Below are 22034 nucleotides of genomic sequence, written 5' to 3'. Positions count from 1 at the left end.
AAAGTGGGTTTACAGGTCATTCAAATGGACTTCGGCCCAACTGCGTACTTCGGCATAGGGATAGTCTTCCAGCGCAGCAAAACCGGGAATGCCCCGCGCCTTCAGCTTGGTAAACAACGGCACACTGATACCCCCGAGAAAGCGCGTCAGTCGCTCGGCACCCGGCAGTTGGCCCGTGTGCTCATGATGCCTGTGGATAAAATCACCGCACAGCTCCATGAAATTTTTATCCACAAGCGGCGGCAAGCCCGGCGGTGATGGCAGGTGCGCCACATGGCCGTGACAGACCGAGCAATGTCCGCAGCGATGGGGGGCTTTTTCATCACCAAAATAATGGGCCAAGCGCTGGCCCAAGCAGTGATCGGTGGCAAACAGATCGAGCATGGCGTGAATCCGCGCCACTTCTGTCACCTCGTGGTGCTTAAAGCCTGTGTATAACTCGGCGCTTAACACCTGTGGATCAAATTCGGTATTCAGCAGGCTGTAGACCTCAGTCATCTGCTTGCTTTCCAGCTCGATCAGGCCTTGCTCCTGGAAGTAATCCAGCGCCTTCACCACACGATTGCGCTCGGCATTGTGCTGCTGATACAGCGCGTCGAAATCCACCGTCGCCCAGGTCTTCGCACGCTTGCACACTTGAATAATCGCCGCGACAAACTGCTGCCGCTCACCGGAAAACCGCGCCAGTAACGCTTCGGGCTCAATCAGGTATTTGAAGCGGTATTCGGCATAAAACGCGTAGCGCGGCGCGATCACGCCTTTGAGCTCCAACTGCACCAGCAGGGTCTTGAGTGGCAGCTCGCGGATATTGCTGTGGTCCGACAGCGACCTCAGTAGAAACTCCCACTGCCCTTCACCGCGCGCCGCCTGCAAATCCTCCAGCACCCGGCGGATCCCCTCCTGCTCAGGCGTGTCACCGTACACAAAGTTTTCCAGCACATTGAGGCTGTCACGGTTGGCCAACACCAGGCAGTCCGAGGGCTGTCCATCACGCCCGGCGCGGCCTATCTCCTGGCTGTAGTTCTCGATGGATTTGGGCAGGTCAAAATGCACCACATTGCAGATGTCACTCTTGTCGATTCCCATGCCAAACGCGATGGTGGCGACAATGCAATTGGAGCGCCCGCCCATGAAGCGCTGCTGGATACCCTCACGTCTGTCGTGGGGCAAGCCGGCGTGATACGCCTCGGCCTGTATGCCATTGCGGTTCAGATGCTCGGCAATATGCTCGGCGGTTTTTTGCAGGGTGACGTAGACGATGCTCGGCTGGTTGGCCCGTTCACTCATCCACTGCACCAGGCGACGGCGTTTGTCCGCGCCGCTGACCGGTTCGACCAACAGGTTCAGGTTCGGCCTATAGAACCCCGTAGTCACCACATCACCCGGCGCTATGGCGAACTTCGCCTGCATATCGGCAATCACCTTGGGCGTGGCTGTAGCCGTCAGCAGCAGCGCTTGTGGGATCTTGAACTGACGCTGGTAGTCCGGCAGCTTCAGGTAGTCCGGGCGAAAGTTATGGCCCCACTCGGAAATGCAGTGCGCCTCGTCCACCACCAGCAGCGAGATCTGCACACTTTGCAGGAAGTTGCGAAAACGCTCGTTCTTCAAGCGCTCCACGGAAATCATCAGGATTTTCAGCTCACCGGAACGGGCACGGGCCATCACGTCATTGGCGTCGTCACGACTCTGGGCCGAATCGATACTGCCCGCCGAAATGCCATGGCGCTGCAAAAAGCCCAACTGGTCCTGCATCAATGCCAACAGTGGCGAGACCACCAGCGTCAGGTGCGGCAGCAACACTGCTGACAGCTGATAACACAGGGACTTACCCGACCCAGTAGGGAAAATTGCAGCCGCCGAACGACCGGCCAGAACGGCGCTGACCGTTTCTTCCTGACCCAAACGAAACTGTGGATAACCAAAGACCTGCTGGAGGGTGTCGTGCATAGGCTGTCACTCCATTGACCGCTGAAGGTGGCTTAAAAACGTAGCCCAGTAAGCTCAGCGGATCGAGAAAGGTCGCATGGAAAAAGAGACAGGATGATACACAGGCTGGGAGATGGCCCAGGGCCGAAGTGGGAATAACCTGATGATGCAGTAGGAAACACACCGATCCAAATGTGGGAGGAAGCAAGCCCCTCCCACATCTTTAGAACTGCGCTACAGCTGAATCAGCGGTTCTGCACCCGCTCAATCGCCGTGTCATACACCGGGTTGGCTTTCTGTTCCTTGGCCAACTGGTAGTGACGCAGAGCATCCTGGAACTGCCCCGCCGCTTCGTAGATCCGCGCAATGTTGTAGTAGGCACCTGCACGCACGGTCGCAGCATTGGCGCCGGTGGCAAGGGCGATAGCCTTGCGGTTGGCCCAGATCGACTCGGCAGTGTTACCGGCTTTCTGATACGCCAAGCCGAGGTTGCCGTAAGCCTTGCCGAAGCTGTTATCCAGATCGATGGCCTGACGGAAGTAGTCAATCGCCTGATCCAGATTGCCTGCCTGGTAAGCCGCTTCACCTTTCAGGTTCAGCTTCTTCGCATCAGTCTGTACGGAAGAGCTAACGGTGACTGCGGTGACCGCGACGCTGTCATCCAGCAGCGGTTTGACTTCGTTCAGCACATTGGCGGCATTCACTGTCACGCCACTGAAGGTGTTGATGTCCTGGAAGTCGCCGCTGCCGGTCATGCGGAACACCGTCCACAGGTTGCCGCTGCGGTTCTTAGGCACGTAGTAGGTGCGCACCAGCGATTGGCCCATGTACACGAACACCTTGGCTTCGCTGTCGGACAATTGGCGCGAGCCTGGGTTGCCGCCATTACTGTAGTCGTGCACGGCATAGACGTAGCTTTCGCCGTAGTGCTTTTTCTGCAGGGTGATGGTTTCCGGACCGTAGCTGTCGGTGTCATCCACATCCAACTCGGCGTCGGTACCCTTCTGGTTCTCGAAATAGATGTTATTGCCGGGGAAAATCATGTGGGAGTCGAGGTCACTCGGGGTCTTGCCCCAGGTCAGCACCACACGCAGGCCATCGAGGTTTTCCATCACCGGGCTGATGGCGTAGGTCATGCCCGCGCATGGGCACTTCACCACCAGGTTGGAGTAGCCGGGCTTCTTGATGATCAGCAGGTTGCTCGCGTCATCGGCGGCCTCACTCGTCAGCGTCACTTGGCCCTGGGCGTTGGTGCGACCCACCACATTCTGCGCGCCGTTGCGTTGCAGCAGCACTTCGGCGTCGGCGATTTTCTGATCCTTGACCACGGCGCTTAGCACTTCAATCGGCAACTGTTCGGCCTGGACGGAAAAAGCCAACGCACACAATGACATCGCCGAAGCGACACGAAGCAAACCCATGCTTAACTCCCTTTAAGTAGTGGGCGGAAATCGCCCTACAAGATTTTGCGGTGAAACATACGCTTAATTCAGGCCACTGGCGGAGTTTTTGTAGAAAATGTGATGCCAAGCCACAAATGCCTGAAACAGTCGTAGGAAATTTCCACAGGTCACGACATCTCCTTCCCAAACTGCTCCAGATACCCGCTTAACCCTCTACAGAAGTTACACGTCGCTGAATGAAAATAGCGCGGCCTCAACTTTCCCGGCAGAAACCTGTGAACATCGAAAGGACTCAATACATTGGCCACTACGGCATCACCTTCGCGGTGATTCGGTTTAGCGTTCTACCCGCCCATCGACAAGCACTGGCAAACCTCTGCCTTTTGGAAGCCGGCACCCGCGCAACCGAAGTTCGCTATCGGCTGGCGGATCTCTACGGAAAAATGCTACCCGGTGATTTGCCTTGCAAAATGACTGTCGCAATCGCTAAGCCGCTGAACCGGCAGCAGGCAGATTTGCTCAATGAACGCGGGCGCCTTATCGCTCTAGCGTTAGCGGGACTTTTCAGTGCGCCAATTCACCCGTTTTCAAAACCAATAGCGCGCGCCGCTGCCACCACTGTGGGTGCGATCACCAAAAGTATTAGTCGCAGCTATCCCCTCGAAGCCATGGAATGTCAGAAGCCATGACTATCTGCGTTCAAATTGTCGCCTTTGTGGCGCTATACCTTGTTTTGAATCACCAAATCACAACCCCAATACTCAGAAAGCGATTTGCTATCACGTTGCTCGCGACAGGCGTTACGTTGGCATTCCTACTACCCTACGTAGCAGTAATCCTTAAAATGCCCCTCCTGCCTGTATTCCTATTCTTGATAGGCTTGGCACTCTTCATCACCCGAAACAAATTCCGCTTGAAACGCGACCTCCCTCTTCACCCACTCCTGCGTGCCCCCACCATGAACCTCGCCCCCGACTTCCCCGAAGACCCCGTCATGCAGCAACTCCTGCAACTGCTGCACGAAGAAATCGGCCTGCCGAAACACAAGACTATCCGCCTGCAAACCTCACTCAATTTCGACCTGGGCTGTGACGGCAGTGAAGCCAAGCAACTGATGGAAGCGCTGGAGCAGGAATTCGTACTCAACCTGGGCGACTACGACACTTATCGTTACTTCAACCCGCCGGTCTTTGATGTGTTCCTCAAGCGTCGGGCCAAGGGGCGCGGCAACAAGGTTCCACTGACCATCGGCATGCTCTATCTCGCCATCAAGACTCACAGCTGGGACACGCAGACGCTGGAAAACCTGAGCTAACACGCAGCCCCCTGTAGGAGCCCGGCTTACCGGCGATGGCGGTCTTGAGGTCGCCATTGCCGGCAAGCCGGGCTGTTAAAGGAAATTGAGTCTTCAGAAAGGACGATACATGGACGTAACAATGGGCCTGCTGGCCGCCCTGCTCTGGGGTGGCACGGATTTCCTCGTCGGCCTCAATGCCCGGGCTGTCGGCGTTAAACGCGCCGTTTACTTTGGCCAGGCGCTCGGCTTCCTGATCATGACCTTGCTACTGGTCATGTTGCCGACCTTTCTCTTCAAATCCCTCGACGCCCCGCTAAGCGCCTGGCTGCTGGGCATCGCAGCCGCGCTGCTCACCGTGTCCGGCGCTCTCGCGCTGTCCAAAGCCTTCGCCATGGGCAAAGCCGCCATCGTTGCACCACTGGTGACATCGTACGGCGTGGTCACTACCTTATTGTCCTGGGCCAGCGGCGAGCACATCAGCCTTATACAACTCGGTTGCATTGCCCTATGCGTCATCGGCGTGATCCTCTCCAGCATCCACAAGGACAACGGCGTACCCCACAACAACCCCCGCCTATCCATCGCCTACGCCATGCTCGCCGCACTGTTGTACGGCGCCAGTTTCTGGCTGCAAGGCCGCTACACGCTACCCGCGCTGGGACCGATCACCATGCTTTGGTTGGGTTATCTGGTGGGCGTGTGCGTACTGGTAATGATGGTGCTGAAGATCAAAGATGGCCTGAAAATCCCGCCACTGAAAAACTGTGCGACGCTGACCGGCGCGAGCTTGATGAACCTCGGCGGGTTCTCGGCGTTTTCATGGGGTGCGATGGCGGGGTCGGTTTCGGTGGTGACGGTGATCAGTACGTTGTCAGGTGGGATTGCGGCGATTCTGGGGTTTGTGTTTTTCAAGGAGCGGCTCACTGCGGTGCAGGTGCTGGGGGTTACATTGGTATTGATCGGAGCAGTAGCTCTGCACATCGCCGACTAACCTTTCGCGCATAAAAAAGCCGCCCACAAGAGGCGGCTTTTTCACAACACGCGAATCTTACAACTTAGGACCCGCAGCCTTGATCGCATCGCTCACTTCAAACTTCTTGAAGTTCTCGATGAACAGACCCGCCAGCGCCTTCGCTGCTTCATCGTAAGCGGCCTTGTCAGCCCAGGTGTTACGTGGGTTCAACAGGCCGGTTTCAACACCCGGTACGGCCAATGGCACGTCGAGGTTGATGGTGTCGAGGTGTTCGGTTTCAGCACCGATCAACGCGCCGCTCTGGATCGCTGCGATCACACCGCGAGTGGTCGGGATGTTGAAGCGCTTGCCAACGCCGTAGCCGCCGCCGGTCCAGCCGGTGTTGACCAGGTAGACCTTGGAGCCGAAGCCGCGGATGCGCTTGATCAGCAGCTCTGCGTATTCGCCGGCTGGGCGTGGGAAGAATGGCGCGCCGAAGCAGGTGGAGAAAGTCGACTTGATGCCGCTACCCGACCCCATCTCAGTCGAACCCACCAATGCGGTGTAGCCGGACAGGAAGTGGTAGGCCGCTTGTTCTTCGCTGAGGATAGACACTGGTGGCAGTACGCCGGTCAGGTCGCAGGTCAGGAAGATCACTGCGTTTGGCTCGCCGCCCAGGTTCTTCTCGGAACGTTTGGCAACGTGCTCCAGCGGGTAGGCGGCGCGGCTGTTCTGGGTCAGGCTCACGTCGGCGTAGTCGGCGTGCTTGGCGTCGTCGATCACGACGTTTTCCAATACTGCGCCGTGCTTGATGGCTTTCCAGATAACTGGCTCGTTCTTCTCGGACAGGTCGATGCATTTGGCATAGCAACCGCCTTCGATGTTGAACACCACGCCTTCGCCCCAACCGTGTTCATCGTCACCGATCAGGTAACGGCTTTCGTCGGCCGACAGGGTGGTTTTACCGGTGCCGGACAGGCCGAAGAACAGGGTCACGTCGCCCGCTTCGCCGATGTTGGCGGCGCAGTGCATCGGCAGTACGTCGGAAGCCGGCAGCAGGAAGTTCTGCACCGAGAACATGGCTTTCTTCATTTCACCGGCGTAACGCATGCCAGCGATGAGTACTTTTTTCTGTGCGAAGTTGAGAATCACGCAACCGTCGGAGTTGGTGCCATCACGCTCTGGCACGCACTCGAAGTTAGCCACGTTGAGCACTTGCCATTCGTCACGGCCGGCTGGGTTGTACTGGGCCGGGTTGATGAACAGGCAACGACCGAACAGGTTCTGCCAGGCAGTCTGGGTGGTCATTTTCACAGCCAGGTAGTGGTCTTCGGCAGCCCCTACGTGAACGTGGGAAACGAAGTGCTCTTGCGCGTTGTTGAAAGCCTCGACGCGAGCCCACAGGGCATCGAACTTGTCGGCCGGGAACTTGCGGTTGATCGGGCCCCAGGCGATAGCGTCCTGGGTGGAAGGCTCTTCAACGATGAAACGGTCGACCGGCGAACGACCGGTGCGATGACCGGTTTCTACGACCAGTGCGCCAGTATCGGCAAGCACGCCTTCACCGCGCTGCAGGGCTTCTTTGACCAGATCGTCAACACTCAGATCGGTGTATACGGCGTTATTGGCTTGCGTCATGAGGTTCCCCGTCGGCCTATGGCCGAGTGCTCCAAACGTTTTGTAGTAGAAAGTTGCGCACTACTACCGCGAAAAAAGTGGGCCGGATTATGCCAGAAAAGCCCAAAAAGAGTAGGGCCCTCCCGTCAGAACACCTCTAATCCGGCATTTGTCAGGTGATTTACCTGTGCTTAAACGTTTTAGTGGCGGGTGTCGGATGGCGTGTCGATGCCTGCGCCAGCGAACAATTGAGTGACATCGGCAGCATCGAACAGGTAGCGCTGGTTGCAGAACTGGCAGTCGATCTCGATGTTGCCACCGTGTTCCACCACCAGATTTTGCGCATCTTCCAGACCCAGGCTGACCAATGCGCTACCTGAACGCTCGCGGGAGCAACTGCAATGGAAGCGCAAGGTTTGCGCGTCGAACAGGCGCACAGGTTCTTCGTGGTAGAGGCGATGCAGGATGGTTTCGTTGTTCAAGCCCAGCAGCTCTTCGGCTTTCAGGGTGTCGGCCAGAGCGATGGTGTGCCGCCAGCTTTCAGCGCGATCGTCGTCGTCCTTGATGCGGTCGGCCGGCAATTGCTGCAACAGCATGCCACGGGCGCGTTTGCCGTCTGCGTTGAGCCAGAACTTGGTGCCGACTTGTTGGGACATCACGAAATAGTTAGTGAAGCAATCCGATAAGGTTTCGCCGTCGAGGTCGACGATGCCCTGGTAACGCTGGCCTACGGTCGGGTCGACGGTGAGCGCCAGGACGCCGTTGGGCATCAGGTCCGCCAGCATGGCGTCCGGGGCAATCAGGTCGGCGTCATAACGGGCCAGGCCGCGGATTTCACGTTCGCTGGAGCACTCGATCATCAGCAGCGGGATCGGGCCTTCGGAGCGGGCCTGCAGGATTAGCAAACCGTCAAACTTCATGGTGCCGACCAGCAACGCCGCAGCGGCCATCAGCTCTCCAAGCAGTTGCGCGACCGGCTCAGGATAGGGGTGCTTGGCGAGGACTTCGGCGTAGCTGAGTTCCAACGAAACCATTTCGCCGCGGGCGTCGCTCTCGTCGAAGATGAAGCGTTGGGTGAAGTCGGTATCCGGTAGATCAGTCATAGGTCTGGGTATCTGAATTGATGACAAATTGATTACAAGGTTTATAGAATTAAACGCTTTAGCACCGTTTTGGTGCGAATTTCTCCTGGAAACAGAGAGTTTAAATAGAGCGAAGAGGGACAGTTTATGAACAATCCGGGTTTGTTCCAAGCCAAGTGGAACCTCCGGCGATGGGCTCTGTGCAATCTACTCGCTATCGCGCTGCTGTGTTTTTGGCTGTGGCCCACGGGCCAGATGCTCTGTGTGATTTTCGACGAGTGGCTGTTTCATCTGCTCAATGACCCTCTGGCAACCAACGCAACGTGGCTGCACATTTGGGCCGTGGCCAGTTTGCGACCGTTTGATGCGGTGGTCGGGGTGATCCTGCTGTCGCTGCTGGTTCGCGGCGAATGGGTGTTCAAGGCCGTGCAGGTGCGTCAGGCGCTGTTAGGTTTTGTCGGCATTTTGTTGCTGCTGTTGTTTATCCGCATGCTGTTTTCCAAACTTGCGGCACAGATGGGCTGGCAGCACAGCAGCCCGTCGATGGTGATCGGCGGGGCCATTCAGATGAGTGATTACTTTCCTGGCCTGGAGAAGACCTGGGAGCTGAAGGACCGTTCGAGCCAAAGCTTCCCTGGGGATCATGCGTCTGTGCTGTTGATTTGGGGGATGTTCATGACGGTGTTCGCCAAGCGCATCAGCCAAGTGCTGGTGATCTGGGGCCTGGCGCTGTTGTTTATGATGCCGCGGCTGGTGGCAGGTGCGCATTGGGGGCAGGACGATTACATCGGCGGAGTGCTGCTGGCGCTGTTGGCGTTGGGCTGGGGGTATTACACGCCGTTTGCGGCAAAGGTGTCGGTCGCTTTGTTACACGTGACAACACCGATCTTCGGGTTACTTGGCAAGCTGCCGGTGATCGGAGGATTGAGCGTCGTGCGCACATCCCCTTAACGCTGCAGGCCGAATGAGCGAGGGGGCTGGCTCCCTCCCTAATTCGGCTGGGGTTCTGCGCAATCAGTCATCACTGCCACTGCCGCGAAACTTGAAGAGATCGCGGCGTTGCTTCTTGCTCGGCTTACCATCGGTGGTCAGGCCTGAAGCCCCCGCCTTGCGCATCGCCGCAGCATTTTCGCGCTTGGCGATGCTAGCGTCGGTCTCGGTGTAGAGCGCCTGAGCTTCAGGTGCGCCACGACGCACGATGGAAAGTGCTTGGACCACAATGGTCTTTTCATCAAAACCGGTACGAATCTGAAACTCATCGCCGACGCGTGGCTCCTTGCCCGGCTTGCAGCGCTCGCCACGATGGTGCACCTTGCCACTCTCTATCGCCGCCTTGGCCAGGGCACGGGTTTTATAGAAACGCGCGGCCCACAGCCACTTGTCCAGGCGAACCTTTTCTTCCTCTTCCTGCTTTTGAGCCACTTGAATTCCTCGCTCTGAAAAATGTCGCAACTTTACCGTTGAAACCCTTCGACGCATAAACCTCAAGGCTCACCTAAGATACGCCAGGTAGCACCCTGTTTTCGCGAGGATACGCCGTGACCGACTTTCCCACTTCACTCACCTCGCCTGACCAGCGCTGCGTAGGCTGCCAGCAAAGCGAGCCCCTGGGTTTCGATTTTGCGTTTGCCTACCAGCCTATCGTAGACCTTCGGGACCATTCGATTTTTGCCCACGAAGCCTTGGTGCGCGGTACACAAGGCGAAGGCGCGTTGTCGGTGCTTAGCCAGGTTAACGAAAGCAATCGCTACCGCTTCGACCAACGCTGCCGCACCCAGGCAATTGCCGGCGCAGCAGCCATGGGGATGCAAACCCATCTTTCCATCAATTTCATGCCCAACGCCGTGTACCGTCCGGAGTTGTGCATCCGCAGCACCCTGGAGGCGGCTCGCGCGCACAATTTCCCGCTGAACAGACTGATTTTCGAGACACTGGAAAGCGAGCATGTAGATAACTATCGCCATTTGACGAATATTCTGCGTGAATACCGCGAATTCGGCTTCAAGACCGCCATCGACGATTTCGGAGCGGGCTATTCGGGGCTGAATCTGCTGGCCGATTTCCAACCTGACTTGATCAAACTCGACATGGCTCTTATCCGCGATGTGGACCAGGATCGTGTCCGTCAGGTGATCGTCCGGGGGATTGTCACAATCTGTGAGCAGTTGAACGTTACTGTCATCGCCGAAGGCATCGAAAGTGCCGGAGAGCGAGACTTTCTGTCTGACTGTGGAATATTTCTCATGCAAGGCTACTGGTTCGCCAAGCCCGCATTCAAAGCCCTGGCCGAGGTTTCACCGAAAGCTTGGGCTAATTGACCGGTTACCCATATTGAAGACATTTGACCATTTGACCGTTGTGGGTCTGCGTGAGTGGGTGGCACTTCCCGACTTGGGAGTGGCAGGCCTGCGCGCGAAGATCGACACAGGTGCCAGCACCTCAAGCCTGCACGCCACCGATATCGAACCCTTTGAGCGCGACGGTGAGAAGTGGGTGCGCTTCACCGCACATCTGGGCAGTGTTGTGCAACTGCGCCACCGCCGCTGCGAAGCGCCCCTGGTGACGATGAAAACCATCAAGAGCTCCAACGGCCATGCGCAGGTGCGCTATGTGATCAGCACCACCCTGGCGTTGGGTGATCGGGTATGGCGGGTGGAGTTCACCCTGGCCTGCCGCAAGGCTATGCGTTACCGCTTGCTGCTGGGTTCCAAGGCGCTGATTGACGGCCAGTTGGTGGTCAACCCCGGCATCAAGTACGTTCAAGACAAGCCGGTGTTCCCGGTCTCTACTATTTCTGCCCCAGGTGCTGCATGAAGATTGCTGTGCTGTCGCGAAACCCGCGTCTGTATTCCACCCGCCGCCTGGTCGAGGCCGGCACCGAACGTGGCCACGAAATGGTGGTGATCGACACGTTGCGTGCCTATATGAACATTGCCAGCCACAAGCCGCAGATCCATTACCGAGGCAAACCGCTGGAAGGCTTTGATGCCGTAATCCCGCGGATCGGCGCTTCGGTGACGTTTTATGGCTGCGCGGTGCTGCGCCAATTCGAGATGATGGGGGTGTTTCCCTTGAACGAGTCCGTGGCCATTGCGCGCTCGCGGGACAAATTACGTTCGCTGCAACTGCTGTCGCGCCGGGGGATCGGCCTGCCGGTCACCGGGTTTGCCCACTCACCCGATGACATCCCGGACCTGATCGAGATGGTCAACGGCGCGCCACTGGTAATCAAGGTACTGGAAGGCACACAGGGCATTGGCGTAGTGCTGTGTGAAACCGCAACCGCGGCGGAGTCGGTGATCGAGGCATTCATGGGCCTCAAGCAGAACATCATGGTGCAGGAATACATCAAGGAGGCAGGGGGTGCGGATATCCGCTGCTTCGTGGTGGGCGACAAGGTAATTGCGGCGATGAAGCGCCAGGCCAAACCTGGAGAGTTTCGCTCCAACCTGCACCGTGGCGGCAGTGCCAGCCTGATCAAGATCACCCCTGAGGAGCGCATGACCGCGCTGCGGGCGGCCAAGGTGATGGGGTTGGCCGTGGCGGGGGTAGATATCCTGCGTTCGAACCACGGGCCGCTGGTGATGGAAGTCAATTCATCCCCGGGCCTGGAAGGTATCGAAACCACCACTGGCAAAGATGTGGCGGGGATCATCATTCAGCATCTAGAGAAGAATGGTGGGCCGAATATGACCAGGACCAAGGGCAAGGGCTGATAAAACGCAGTCTGTGGCACACGTAAACCAAATGTGGGAGGGGGCTTGCTCCCGATAGCGGTGGATCAGCCAGCTTATTGGTAGCTGACCCACTGCAATCGGGAGCAAGCCCCCTCCCACATTTTGATCTGCGTTGTTTGTTAGACCGCGTCTCGGGGCAACATCAAGCCCAACGGTAAACGCACCCGCGCCTCAAGGCCGCCGCCTTCGCGATTACGCAACTCAACATTGCCACCATGCATCGAGGCAATTCGTCGCACGATTGCCAGCCCAAGCCCCGTGCCTTTGCCACCGCGTGCACGGTCCCCACGAGTAAACGGGTTGAAGATGCCCTCCAGTTCCGCCGGGTCGATCCCCGTGCCACGGTCCATCACACTCAGCACCACATAAGGTGCGGCGCTGTCGCCCGAAACGTACGCCGCCACTTCCACATCAGAACCGGCGTGATGCAAGGCGTTGCCAATCAAATTGTTCAACAGGCGCTTCATCGACACACGTCGCAACGCAAACGGCTGGATCGGCTCAAGGCGCATCCGAACCTGTTCGCCGTTCTGGTTATAGGGCGCAACCACCTCGCGCACCAAATCCGTCAGGTCGACTTCCTCAACCACCTCATCGCGGCCATCGCGGATAAACGCCAGAAACTGATCGAGAATCGCGTCCATATCCTCGATATCGCGGACCATGTCGTCGGTCAGATCGGTATGGTTGTCCATCAACTCCAGGGACAGTCGCAAGCGTGTCAGCGGCGTGCGCAGGTCGTGAGAGACACCGGCCAGCATCAACTCGCGTTCGCGCCCGGCCTGTTCGACATCCTCTGCCATCTGGTTGAACGCGCCGTATACCTCGGTCATTTCACTCGGTGTATCGCTGACCGGCAGGCGCACGCTACGCCCCTGACCCAATTGCCGGGCGGCAAACACCAATCGTTTAAGGGGTTGGTTGAGCTGGCGCACAAAGATCCACGCGGATGCTGTGGAAAGCAGCCCGATCGCCAAGAACCAGCCCAGCACGTTCCAGATCTTCTGCCCCCGCAAAGGATGAGGGTACAGCGGCACTTTCAGCCAGTCCTCACCCAGGCTCGGCGCACGTACCCACAATGCAGGAGACACATGCATACGCAGCCGTACTTCGGTGTCTTCACCCAGTTCGGCCTGCATTTGGCGCTGGTAAATCTCGCTATAAGGCCAATGTTGCTCGCCTTCCGGCACACCTGCACCCGCCACGCGTACCAGAGTGGCGGCCTTGGCAATCTTCTCGCGGTTCTCGGGATCGGCGGCCCAATAGGCGCGCAGCGTCAAAGCCACACCGTGGCTGTACTGTCGATCCACCAGCACATCTTCGTTCATCAGCAGATAAACCAGCGTGAGCGCTTTGGAAAACAGAACGACGATCAGCACCAGCCAAAGGGTGCGGGAGAAGAAACTTTGTGGGAACCACAGCGGGGTTTTCATAGATGAAAGCTGGACACCTTGCAGGAACGAGCGGCGCTCGCAGAATTGCAGACGCCGGGCATCCCGTCGACCCTCATGGAGTCAAACGCCAGGATGCCCGCCCTGCAAATCATCGATCACTTGGTTGCGGTGCCATCCGGCACAAACACATAACCCACGCCCCAGACAGTCTGGATATACCGTGGCTTGGAAGGGTCCGGCTCGATCATCCGGCGCAGACGGGAAATTTGCACGTCGATGGAGCGCTCCAGGGCGTCCCATTCACGACCACGAGCCAGGTTCATCAGTTTGTCGCGTGTCAGCGGCTGGCGAGCGTTCATCACCAGCGCCTTGAGCACGGCGAATTCGCCGGTGGTGAGCATGTGCACTTCATCGCCGCGCTTGAGTTCGCGGGTCGCCAGCGACAGTTCGTAGTCGCCGAAGGTAACGCTTTCGTCTTCGCTGCCTGGCGCGCCCGGTACTGGCGGTGCCTGACGGCGCAATACGGCTTTGACCCGCGCCATCAACTCATCCGGATTGAAGGGTTTGGCCAGGTAGTCATCGGCGCCCAGTTCAAGGCCCTTGATGCGGCTCAGCTCATCGCCCTTGGCGGTGAGCATGATGATTGGAATCTGATTGTTCGCGCCGCGCAGGCGTTTGCATGCGGTCAGGCCATCTTCGCCGGGCAGCATCAGGTCGAGTACGACCAGGTTGAATACTTCGCGCCCCAGGAGGCGATCCATCTGCTCGGTGTTCGGCACCGCGCGGGCACGGTAGCCCTTGGAATTGAAGAAACGCTCCAGCAGGCTGCTCAGCCCTGGATCGTCATCAACGATGAGAATTTTTTCGCCTTCAGCAGTTTGTGCAGTGCTGCTCATTAGATGCTCCTCTTATCTCGGCGCGCATTATGGCGTAGCTGTCGTTATACGCACCGTGTGCATTGTTAGCAGATTTTTCCTCAACTGCCAGCAAACCCGCGCCCTACAACCACCCGCGCAGTAGCCCTCAAGGACAAAACGCTGGTTATAATGCGGCGCCCTCATACAGGGCGACGTCAGATCGTTACCTTTTTACTGCCAAGCTTTTTTACCCGCTTGTCGCGATTTTTCCGATTTCGAGGGTCAATAGGCTGCCTCTTGACCCAGGCAGCGGCGCCAGTCGGGCCGCTCAACCAGCTGCGCAAGGCCTTGTTTTCCGGGCCTGCGAGCTGCTTCTAAGAATTTCAGGTGGTTTTATGGACAGCATCAACAGCCGCATCGCCGAGGAACTCGGTGTACGCCCACAACAGGTCGAAGCGGCCGTCGCTCTACTGGATGAAGGCTCCACGGTGCCCTTCATCGCCCGTTACCGAAAAGAAGTGACAGGCAGCCTCGACGACATCCAACTGCGTCACCTGGAAGAGCGCCTGCGCTACCTGCGAGAACTCGACGAACGGCGTATCAGCATCCTCGCCAGCATCGAGGAACAGGGCAAGCTGACCCCGCAGCTTGAGCGCGACATCAAGCTCGCCGACACCAAAACCCGCCTCGAAGACCTTTACCTGCCCTACAAACAAAAGCGCCGCACCAAGGGCCAGATCGCCCTCGAAGCCGGCCTGGGCGAACTGGCCGACGGCCTGTTCAACGACCCGTCGCTGACCCCGGACACCGAAGCCGCGCGCTTCGTCAACGCTGAAAAAGGCGTTGCCGATGTCAAGGCAGCCCTCGAAGGCGCCAAGTACATCCTCATGGAGCGCTTCGCCGAAAACGCCAGCCTTCTGGAAAAACTGCGTACCTACCTCAAGCAGGAAGCCATCATCAGCGCTCGCGTCATCGCCGGCAAAGAGGAAGAAGGCGCCAAATTCCGCGATTACTTCGAACACGACGAACCGCTCAAGAGCATGCCGTCCCACCGTGCACTGGCGATTTTCCGTGGCCGCAACGAAGGCATTCTCAGCTCCGCACTCAAAGTCGGCGACGAGCTGCCGGGCACCATGCACCCGTGCGAAGGCATGATCGGTCAACAATTCGGCATCCAGAATCAGAATCGTCCTGCTGATAAGTGGCTCGGTGAAGTAGTGCGCTGGACCTGGAAGGTCAAGCTCTACACCCACCTGGAAACCGACCTGCTGGGCGAATTGCGCGACGGCGCCGAAACCGAAGCGATCAACGTCTTCGCCCACAACCTGCACGACCTACTGCTGGCCGCACCAGCCGGCCCGCGCGCCACCCTGGGCCTCGACCCGGGCCTGCGCACCGGCTGCAAGGTCGCCGTGGTCGATGCCACCGGCAAGCTGCTGGACCACGCCACCGTGTACCCGCACGTGCCGCATAACAAGTGGGACCAGACCCTCGCGATTCTGGCCGCCCTGTGCGCCAAGCATTCGGTGGACCTGATCGCCATCGGCAACGGCACCGCCAGCCGTGAAACCGACAAGCTTGCCGCCGAACTGATCAAAAAATACCCAGCCATGAAGATGACCAAGGTCATGGTCTCCGAGGCGGGCGCTTCGGTGTACTCGGCGTCGGAACTGGCTTCCAAGGAATTCCCGGACCTCGATGTGTCGATCCGTGGCGCGGTATCCATCGCCCGTCGCCTGCAGGATCCGCTGGCCGAACTGGTGAAGATTGACCCTAAGTCCATCGGTGTCGGCCAGTACCAGCACGACGTGTCACAGCTGAAGCTGGCGCGTGGCCTGGATGCGGTGGTGGAAGACTGCGTGAACAAGGTTGGCGTGGATGTAAACACTGCCTCGGTCGCGCTGTTGGCCCGTATCTCCGGCCTGAACACCACGCTGGCGCAGAATATCGTCACTCACCGAGACGAAAACGGCGCGTTCAAAACCCGCGCCGCGTTGAAAAAGGTCGCTCGACTGGGCGAGAAAACCTTCGAGCAAGCCGCCGGTTTCCTACGCGTAATGAACGGTGACAACCCGCTGGATTCCTCGGCCGTTCACCCGGAAGCGTATCCGCTGGTGCAACGCATCGCCGCCGAGACCGACCGCGACATCCGTTCGCTGATCGGTGACGCTGCGTTCCTCAAGCGCCTGGACCCGAAGAAGTACACCGACGAAACGTTCGGCGTACCGACCATCACCGACATTCTGCAAGAGCTTGAAAAGCCTGGCCGCGACCCACGTCCTGAGTTCAAGACCGCCGAGTTCCAGGACGGCGTCGAAGACCTCAAGGACCTGGAGCTGGGCATGATCCTGGAGGGTGTGGTGACCAACGTGACCAACTTTGGCGCGTTTGTGGACATCGGCGTGCATCAGGATGGTTTGGTGCATATCTCCGCACTTTCGGAGAAGTTCATTAAAGACCCACGTGAAGCGGTGAAAGCCGGTGATGTGGTCAAGGTCAAGGTCATGGAAGTCGACATCCCGCGCAAACGCGTTGGTCTGTCGATGCGTATGAGCGACACCCCCGGCGAGAAAATCGACGGTGCCCGTGGCGCACGCCCAGGCTCGGCGCCGCGCCAGTCTCAGAACCGCTCCGAAAGCAGTCAACCGCGCAAGGAAACCGCAACCGCGGCGCCAAGCAACAATGCCATGGCCTCGCTGTTCGCCAACGCCAAGCAGTTGAAGAAACGTTGATGGAAATCCCGGCCGGTTTGACTCAGAGCGCCTTCAGCGAACTGATCGGCTGCCGCCTGCAACGCCTGGAAGAAGGCGTTGCCGAGGTGGCCCTGACCCTGGAGCCGCACCTGCGCAACCGCGCGGGCAAGCTCCATGGCGGGGCGATTTTCAGCCTGGTAGACATCACCATGGGTCTGGCCTGTTCCAGTTCCCATGGTTTCGACCAGCAGAGCGCGACCATCGAGTGCAAGATCAACTACATCCGCGCCGTGGAAGACGGGGATGTGCTGTGCACCAGCCGTGTGATTCACGCCGGCCGGCGCACCCTGGTGGTCGAAGCCGATGTGTATCAGGAGGAACGACTTGTCGCAAAAGCACAGGGCACCTTCGCTGTCCTATAGCTCACCACCCACGATTTGAGTTAATTTCGGCGCTGCGATAACGGCGTCGGAATTTTCCTGCTGCGCTATGGCCCAACTCATGGAGTGAAGTAGGCTTTTTTACCGCGGGTCAAATCGACTCACAACCAGGCGATCACGCCAGTTTTAACTTCACCCTTGTAGACCGTCCTGCCCACCCCCATATTGGGGCGACTGACGCGTGAAGGAATCCAACTTGAGCGAACTTCTCAACCGCCGCCTGGCTCTGCTCGGCAAGCGCGAACACCTCTCCCTGCTAGAGCAGTGCCTGCATGGCATCGAGCGTGAGTGCCTACGTGTCACGGGTGAAGGTCGCCTGGCGCAAACGCCGCACCCGGAAGCCCTGGGCGCCGCGTTGACCCACGAACAGATCACCACCGACTACTCAGAATCGCTGCTGGAGTTCATCACCCCAGCCCTGCCCAACCCGGCCGATACCCTGAGCAGCCTGGACAAAATCCACCGCTTTGCCTACACCAAGCTGGGCAGCGAATACCTGTGGAGCCCCTCGATGCCGTGTCCGTTGCCGGCCGAGGAAGATATTCCGATTGCCTACTACGGCACCTCCAATATCGGACAGCTCAAGTACGTGTACCGCAAGGGCCTGGCCCTGCGTTACGGCAAGACCATGCAGTGCATCGCCGGCATCCACTACAACTTTTCCCTGCCGGAACAGTTGTGGCCGTTGCTCAAGGAAACTGAAGGGTTCGTCGGCACCGACCGCGACTATCAGTCCACGGCTTACATCGCGCTGATCCGCAACTTCCGCCGTTACAGCTGGCTGCTGATGTACCTGTTCGGTGCCTCACCGGCCCTGGACGCGGGTTTCCTGCGCGGTCGCTCGCACCAGCTGGAAGTGCTCGACGCCGACACCCTCTACCTGCCCTACGCCACTAGCCTGCGCATGAGTGACCTGGGTTACCAGAGCAACGCCCAGGCCGGCCTGACGCCGTGCTACAACGACTTGGCGAGCTACACCGACAGCCTGCGCGAAGCGGTGGCAACGCCCTACGCGCCTTACGTCGAAATCGGCACGCACAAGGACGGTGAGTGGGTACAGCTCAACACCAACATCCTGCAGATCGAAAACGAGTACTACTCCAACATCCGCCCCAAGCGCGTGACCTACACCGGTGAACGACCAATCCAGGCGCTGGTGGCACGCGGCATTCAGTACATCGAAGTGCGTTGCCTGGACATCAACCCGTTCTTGCCGATGGGCATCGACCTGCCCGAGTCGCGCTTCCTCGACGCGTTCCTGCTGTACTGCGCGCTGAACGACAGCCCGTTGTTCGCCAACAACGCGTGCGGCAATGCCACCGCCAACTTCCTCAGCGTGGTCAAGGAAGGTCGCCGTCCGGGCCTGCAATTGCAGCGCGACGGCGCGCCGGTGGACATGAAGGAATGGGCCACCGAGCTGTTGGAGAAGATTGCACCGTTGGCCGCCCTGCTCGATCAGAGCCATGGCATCAGCGAGCACAGCCAGGCGCTGGACGCCCAGCTTGCTAAGGTCAACGACCCATCGCTGACCCCGTCGGCGCAGGTACTGGCCGCGATGGCCGAGCGCAAAGAGAGTTTCGCGCAGTTCTCCCTGCATCAGAGCGAGGTGCATGCCGAGTATTTCCGCCGAGAGCCGTTGCCCGCAGAAGAGCAGGCGCGCTTTGAGGACCTGGCGCGCAAATCGCTGGCGCAACAGGCGGAGCTGGAGCAGAACGAAGTGGGCGATTTTGATGTGTTTGTGGGGTCGTACCAGGCCAGCATTCTCGCCATCAGTAACTAACTGAAGCCGGACCCGGCTCAAAATGTGGGAGGGGGCTTGCCCCCGATAGCAGAGCGTCAGTCACCCATCAGTGGCTGAGCTACCGCCATCGGGCGCAAGCCCCCTCCCACATTTGCCCTCATCAAGCTCAAGACTTGCTTCAACCTTTCCCCACATAAGCTAATTCGAAAATGTTATTTATTTTCGGATTCTTAGATCATTTAGTCTCCTCTCACGCCGACCCTCGGCCGCCTGATTGAGGAGCTTCCCCTTGAAACTTTTAACCCCCCTGCGCCTCTTGGCGGCGTTGTCCCTGGCCGGTGCCAGCCTGTTTGCCCAGGCGGCTGATGTGACTATCGCTTACCAGACCACCGTGGATCCGGCCAAAGTCGCCCAGGCCGACGGCGCGTATGAAAAAGCCACCAACGCCAAAATTGATTGGCGCAAATTCGACAATGGCGCCGACATCATTGCCGCCATCGCCTCCGGTGACGTGCAGATCGGCTACCTCGGTTCCAGCCCGCTGACCGCGGCGATCACCCGCAAAGTGCCAGTGGAAACCTTCCTCGTCGCCACCCAGATTGGCGGGGCCGAAGCCCTGGTGGCGCGCAACGGTTCGGGGATCAACAGCCCCCAGGACCTGATCGGCAAAAAGATCGCCGTGCCCTTCGTCTCCACTGGCCACTACAGCCTGCTGGCCGCACTCAAGCACTGGAACATCGACCCGTCGAAAGTGACCATCCTCAACCTCGCGCCACCGGCGATCATCGCCGCCTGGAAGCGCGGTGATATCGACGCCACCTACGTGTGGGATCCCGCGCTGGGCGTGGCCAAGGAAAACGGCAAAGTGCTGATCACCTCTGGCGAGCTGGCCAAGTTCGGCGCGCCAACGTTCGATGCGTGGATCGTGCGTAAGGATTTTGCCGAGAAGCACCCGGAAATCGTCACGGCCTTCGCCAAAGTCACTCTGGATGCCTACGCCGCCTACCGCAAAGACCCACAAGCCTGGCTCGCCGACAAAGGCAACGTCGACAAGCTGGTGAAGCTATCCGGCGCTAAGGCCAGCGATATCCCGCTGTTGTTGCAAGGCAACGTCTACCCGCTGGCCGCTGACCAAGTGACCCTGCTGGGCGCCCCGACTACCAAGGCCGTAACCGATACGGCTGCGTTCCTCAAGGAACAAGGCAAGGTCGACGCCGTGCTGCCGGACTACGCGCCTTACGTCAGCGCCAAGTTCATTACTAACTGAGGAGTTCATCGCGATGGCCTTGCTACAACTGGAGCGCATCAGCGCACAGTACCCAGGCGCCCCGGAACCGGTACTGGCGGATATTTCACTCGACCTTGGGCCCCAGCAATTGCTGGTGGCCCTCGGGCCGTCCGGCAGTGGCAAGACCTCGCTGTTGAACCTGATTGCCGGTTTTGTCGAACCTTCTGCCGGGCGCATTACCCTTGATGGCGTGCCGGTCAAAGGCCCCAGCGCCGAGCGTGGCGTGGTGTTCCAGGACGATGCGTTGCTGCCCTGGCAGGATGTGTTGGCCAATGTCGGCTTCGGCCTCGAATTGGCCGGCGTACCCAAGGCCCAACGTGAAGTACGTGCCAGGGAAATGCTCGCGCTGGTGGACCTGGCGGGTTTCGACAGCCGCCGTATCTGGCAGCTCTCCGGCGGCCAGAAGCAACGCGTCGGCCTCGCGCGCGCCTTGGCGGCAGACCCGCGTGTGCTGCTGATGGACGAACCCTTCGGCGCCCTCGATGCCTTCACCCGCGAACAGATGCAGGAGCTGTTGCTGCAAGTCTGGCGACGCACGGCCAAGCCTGTGTTCCTGATTACCCATGACATCGAAGAAGCCGTGTTCCTCGCCACTGATTTGATCCTGCTGGCGCCCAACCCAGGCCAGATCGTGGAACGCCTGCACCTGGACTTCGGCCAACGCTATGCGGCGGGTGAATCGGCGCGGGTGATCAAGTCCGACCCGCGCTTTATCGAGACCCGCGAACACGTGCTGGGCAAAGTGTTCTCCCAACGGCAGGTGTCCGCATGAGCAGCTACGAACTTCCCGCCACCGCCGCCAAGCCGGTGACGCACGCGGTCATTGCGGTGCGCCGCAGCTTAAGCACACGCTGGATCAGCCTGCTGACACTGGCCGCGCTCCTGGCAATTTGGTGGGGGGTGACCGCCACCGGTTTGATCGAACCGCTGTTCCTGCCACCGCCGTCCGCCGTGCTGCAAAAAGGCTGGTTGCTGGCGACCACGGGCTATATGGACTCCACTCTGTGGCAACACCTGGGCGCGAGCCTCAGCCGTATCGGCCTGGGCCTGGGCTTCGCTGTGCTGACCGCCGTGCCGGTGGGCATCGCCATCGGTTCCAATCGCATTGCCCGAGGCATTCTCGACCCGCTGATCGAGTTCTACCGACCGATTCCACCTTTGGCCTACCTGCCGCTGATTGTGATTTGGTGCGGCATCGGTGAGCTGTCTAAAGTGCTACTGATTTACCTCGCGATCTTCGCACCGATTGCCATCGCCACCGCGACCGGCGTACGCACCGTCGACCCGGCCAAATTGCGCGCCGCGCAGTCGTTAGGCGCCACCCGCGCCCAGCTGATTCGCCATGTGATCCTGCCAAGCGCCCTGCCTGACATCCTGACCGGCGTGCGCATCGGACTGGGTGTGGGCTGGTCGACCTTGGTCGCTGCCGAGCTGATCGCCGCCACAAGCGGCCTGGGCTTTATGGTGCAGTCGGCGGCGCAGTTCCTGGTCACCGATGTGGTGGTGCTGGGGATCCTGGTGATCGCTCTGATCGCCTTCGCCATGGAAATGGGCCTGCGTGCCCTGCAGCGTAAGTTAGTGCCTTGGCATGGCCAGGCACATTGAGT

Annotated in this window: 20 protein-coding genes; 13 read left to right on the top strand and 7 right to left on the bottom strand. The window is 59.1% G+C overall.

Annotated elements, in window-relative coordinates; translation table 11 throughout:
- Positions 1-9 precede the first annotated feature (9 nt).
- Both LRO94_RS02125 and LRO94_RS02120 read right to left on the bottom strand, forming a co-directional pair.
- On the bottom strand, positions 10-1947 hold the full coding sequence (locus LRO94_RS02125; RefSeq protein WP_179179663.1) for a RecQ family ATP-dependent DNA helicase: 1938 nt from the start codon (positions 1945-1947) through the stop codon (positions 10-12).
- Between the two features lie 224 nt (positions 1948-2171).
- Positions 2172-3347 (bottom strand): tetratricopeptide repeat protein, encoded by a 1176-nt coding sequence (locus LRO94_RS02120; RefSeq protein WP_122682156.1) that lies wholly within the window; start codon positions 3345-3347, stop codon positions 2172-2174.
- 257 nt (positions 3348-3604) lie between these two features.
- Here LRO94_RS02120 and LRO94_RS02115 point away from each other — a divergent pair, with 257 nt between their 5' ends.
- The 3 genes from LRO94_RS02115 (at position 3605) to LRO94_RS02105 (ending at position 5617) form a co-directional block, all read left to right on the top strand.
- Positions 3605-4018 carry a hypothetical protein gene (locus LRO94_RS02115; protein WP_179179664.1) on the top strand — a complete coding sequence of 138 codons (414 nt, stop codon included), beginning with the start codon at positions 3605-3607 and terminating at the stop codon, positions 4016-4018.
- 269 nt (positions 4019-4287) lie between these two features.
- On the top strand, positions 4288-4644 hold the full coding sequence (locus tag LRO94_RS02110; protein WP_179179665.1) for a DUF1493 family protein: 357 nt from the start codon (positions 4288-4290) through the stop codon (positions 4642-4644).
- Positions 4645-4753: 109 nt separating this feature from the next.
- Positions 4754-5617: a DMT family transporter gene (locus LRO94_RS02105; protein ID WP_233896925.1), complete on the top strand. Its 864-nt coding sequence runs from the start codon at positions 4754-4756 to the stop codon at positions 5615-5617.
- A 57-nt stretch (positions 5618-5674) separates the two neighbouring features.
- Here LRO94_RS02105 and LRO94_RS02100 read toward each other — a convergent pair whose 3' ends face one another.
- Positions 5675-7216: a phosphoenolpyruvate carboxykinase gene (locus tag LRO94_RS02100; RefSeq protein WP_032884949.1), complete on the bottom strand. Its 1542-nt coding sequence runs from the start codon at positions 7214-7216 to the stop codon at positions 5675-5677.
- Between the two features lie 179 nt (positions 7217-7395).
- Complete coding sequence (gene hslO, locus LRO94_RS02095; RefSeq protein ID WP_032884948.1) at positions 7396-8298, bottom strand: Hsp33 family molecular chaperone HslO; 903 nt, start codon at positions 8296-8298, stop codon at positions 7396-7398.
- A gap of 126 nt (positions 8299-8424) precedes the next feature.
- On the opposite strand from hslO, the gene LRO94_RS02090 reads away from it, so the two are divergent.
- The gene (locus tag LRO94_RS02090; RefSeq protein ID WP_032884946.1) at positions 8425-9228 is read left to right on the top strand and encodes a phosphatase PAP2 family protein; all 804 of its coding nucleotides are present in this window, start codon (positions 8425-8427) and stop codon (positions 9226-9228) included.
- A 63-nt stretch (positions 9229-9291) separates the two neighbouring features.
- Here LRO94_RS02090 and LRO94_RS02085 read toward each other — a convergent pair whose 3' ends face one another.
- A complete protein-coding gene (locus LRO94_RS02085) occupies positions 9292-9699 on the bottom strand; it encodes an RNA-binding S4 domain-containing protein (RefSeq protein ID WP_032884944.1) in 408 nt (135 codons plus the stop codon).
- Between the two features lie 116 nt (positions 9700-9815).
- Between LRO94_RS02085 and rimA the strand changes: the two genes are divergently transcribed.
- Genes rimA through rimK form a run of 3 tightly spaced genes read left to right on the top strand, consistent with a single transcriptional unit; the run spans position 9816 to position 11993 of the window.
- Positions 9816-10595 (top strand): S6 modification regulatory phosphodiesterase RimA, encoded by a 780-nt coding sequence (gene rimA, locus LRO94_RS02080; protein WP_032884942.1) that lies wholly within the window; start codon positions 9816-9818, stop codon positions 10593-10595.
- 13 nt (positions 10596-10608) lie between these two features.
- Positions 10609-11091: a retropepsin-like aspartic endopeptidase RimB gene (rimB, locus tag LRO94_RS02075; RefSeq protein WP_032884940.1), complete on the top strand. Its 483-nt coding sequence runs from the start codon at positions 10609-10611 to the stop codon at positions 11089-11091.
- The gene (rimK, locus tag LRO94_RS02070) at positions 11088-11993 is read left to right on the top strand and encodes a 30S ribosomal protein S6--L-glutamate ligase (RefSeq protein WP_003171022.1); all 906 of its coding nucleotides are present in this window, start codon (positions 11088-11090) and stop codon (positions 11991-11993) included. The genes rimB and rimK overlap by 4 nt, the downstream gene beginning before the upstream one ends.
- A 140-nt stretch (positions 11994-12133) precedes the next feature.
- Here the strand turns inward: rimK and LRO94_RS02065 are convergent, their stop codons facing one another.
- Positions 12134-13447: an ATP-binding protein gene (locus tag LRO94_RS02065; RefSeq protein ID WP_032884939.1), complete on the bottom strand. Its 1314-nt coding sequence runs from the start codon at positions 13445-13447 to the stop codon at positions 12134-12136.
- A gap of 116 nt (positions 13448-13563) precedes the next feature.
- Positions 13564-14304: an osmolarity response regulator transcription factor OmpR gene (gene ompR / locus LRO94_RS02060; RefSeq protein WP_015373500.1), complete on the bottom strand. Its 741-nt coding sequence runs from the start codon at positions 14302-14304 to the stop codon at positions 13564-13566.
- A gap of 356 nt (positions 14305-14660) precedes the next feature.
- On the opposite strand from ompR, the gene LRO94_RS02055 reads away from it, so the two are divergent.
- The 6 genes from LRO94_RS02055 (at position 14661) to tauC (ending at position 22032) form a co-directional block, all read left to right on the top strand.
- Positions 14661-16997 (top strand): Tex family protein, encoded by a 2337-nt coding sequence (locus LRO94_RS02055; RefSeq protein ID WP_095186289.1) that lies wholly within the window; start codon positions 14661-14663, stop codon positions 16995-16997.
- The gene (locus LRO94_RS02050; RefSeq protein WP_050442803.1) at positions 16997-17380 is read left to right on the top strand and encodes a PaaI family thioesterase; all 384 of its coding nucleotides are present in this window, start codon (positions 16997-16999) and stop codon (positions 17378-17380) included. The genes LRO94_RS02055 and LRO94_RS02050 overlap by 1 nt, the downstream gene beginning before the upstream one ends.
- Positions 17381-17594: 214 nt before the next feature.
- Positions 17595-19178, top strand: a complete 1584-nt coding sequence (gshA, locus tag LRO94_RS02045; protein WP_032884935.1) for a glutamate--cysteine ligase — start codon at positions 17595-17597, stop codon at positions 19176-19178.
- Positions 19179-19428: 250 nt separating this feature from the next.
- Positions 19429-20406 carry a taurine ABC transporter substrate-binding protein gene (gene tauA / locus LRO94_RS02040; RefSeq protein ID WP_095186291.1) on the top strand — a complete coding sequence of 326 codons (978 nt, stop codon included), beginning with the start codon at positions 19429-19431 and terminating at the stop codon, positions 20404-20406.
- A 13-nt stretch (positions 20407-20419) separates the two neighbouring features.
- On the top strand, positions 20420-21199 hold the full coding sequence (gene tauB / locus LRO94_RS02035; RefSeq protein WP_095186292.1) for a taurine ABC transporter ATP-binding subunit: 780 nt from the start codon (positions 20420-20422) through the stop codon (positions 21197-21199).
- Entirely contained in the window at positions 21196-22032 is an 837-nt protein-coding gene (gene tauC / locus LRO94_RS02030; protein WP_032884931.1) for a taurine ABC transporter permease TauC, read from the top strand. The genes tauB and tauC overlap by 4 nt, the downstream gene beginning before the upstream one ends.
- Positions 22033-22034: the final 2 nt, after the last annotated feature.

The organism is Pseudomonas sivasensis (assembly GCF_021391435.1).
Lineage (GTDB): Bacteria > Pseudomonadota > Gammaproteobacteria > Pseudomonadales > Pseudomonadaceae > Aquipseudomonas > Aquipseudomonas sivasensis.
The sequence above is the reverse complement of the archived record's forward strand: the minus strand, read 5'-3'. Positions and strand labels throughout refer to the sequence as shown.

Coding starts and splice junctions, on each gene's coding strand:
- rimK (WP_003171022.1), top strand. CDS start 11,088: ATGAAGATTGCTGTGCTGTCGCGAAACCCGCGTCTGTATTCCACCCGC.
- ompR (WP_015373500.1), bottom strand. CDS start 14,304: ATGAGCAGCACTGCACAAACTGCTGAAGGCGAAAAAATTCTCATCGTT.
- tauC (WP_032884931.1), top strand. CDS start 21,196: ATGAGCAGCTACGAACTTCCCGCCACCGCCGCCAAGCCGGTGACGCAC.
- LRO94_RS02055 (WP_095186289.1), top strand. CDS start 14,661: ATGGACAGCATCAACAGCCGCATCGCCGAGGAACTCGGTGTACGCCCA.
- tauB (WP_095186292.1), top strand. CDS start 20,420: ATGGCCTTGCTACAACTGGAGCGCATCAGCGCACAGTACCCAGGCGCC.
- LRO94_RS02110 (WP_179179665.1), top strand. CDS start 4,288: ATGAACCTCGCCCCCGACTTCCCCGAAGACCCCGTCATGCAGCAACTC.
- LRO94_RS02050 (WP_050442803.1), top strand. CDS start 16,997: ATGGAAATCCCGGCCGGTTTGACTCAGAGCGCCTTCAGCGAACTGATC.
- LRO94_RS02100 (WP_032884949.1), bottom strand. CDS start 7,216: ATGACGCAAGCCAATAACGCCGTATACACCGATCTGAGTGTTGACGAT.
- LRO94_RS02120 (WP_122682156.1), bottom strand. CDS start 3,347: ATGGGTTTGCTTCGTGTCGCTTCGGCGATGTCATTGTGTGCGTTGGCT.
- LRO94_RS02065 (WP_032884939.1), bottom strand. CDS start 13,447: ATGAAAACCCCGCTGTGGTTCCCACAAAGTTTCTTCTCCCGCACCCTT.
- hslO (WP_032884948.1), bottom strand. CDS start 8,298: ATGACTGATCTACCGGATACCGACTTCACCCAACGCTTCATCTTCGAC.
- LRO94_RS02090 (WP_032884946.1), top strand. CDS start 8,425: ATGAACAATCCGGGTTTGTTCCAAGCCAAGTGGAACCTCCGGCGATGG.
- LRO94_RS02105 (WP_233896925.1), top strand. CDS start 4,754: ATGGACGTAACAATGGGCCTGCTGGCCGCCCTGCTCTGGGGTGGCACG.
- LRO94_RS02125 (WP_179179663.1), bottom strand. CDS start 1,947: ATGCACGACACCCTCCAGCAGGTCTTTGGTTATCCACAGTTTCGTTTG.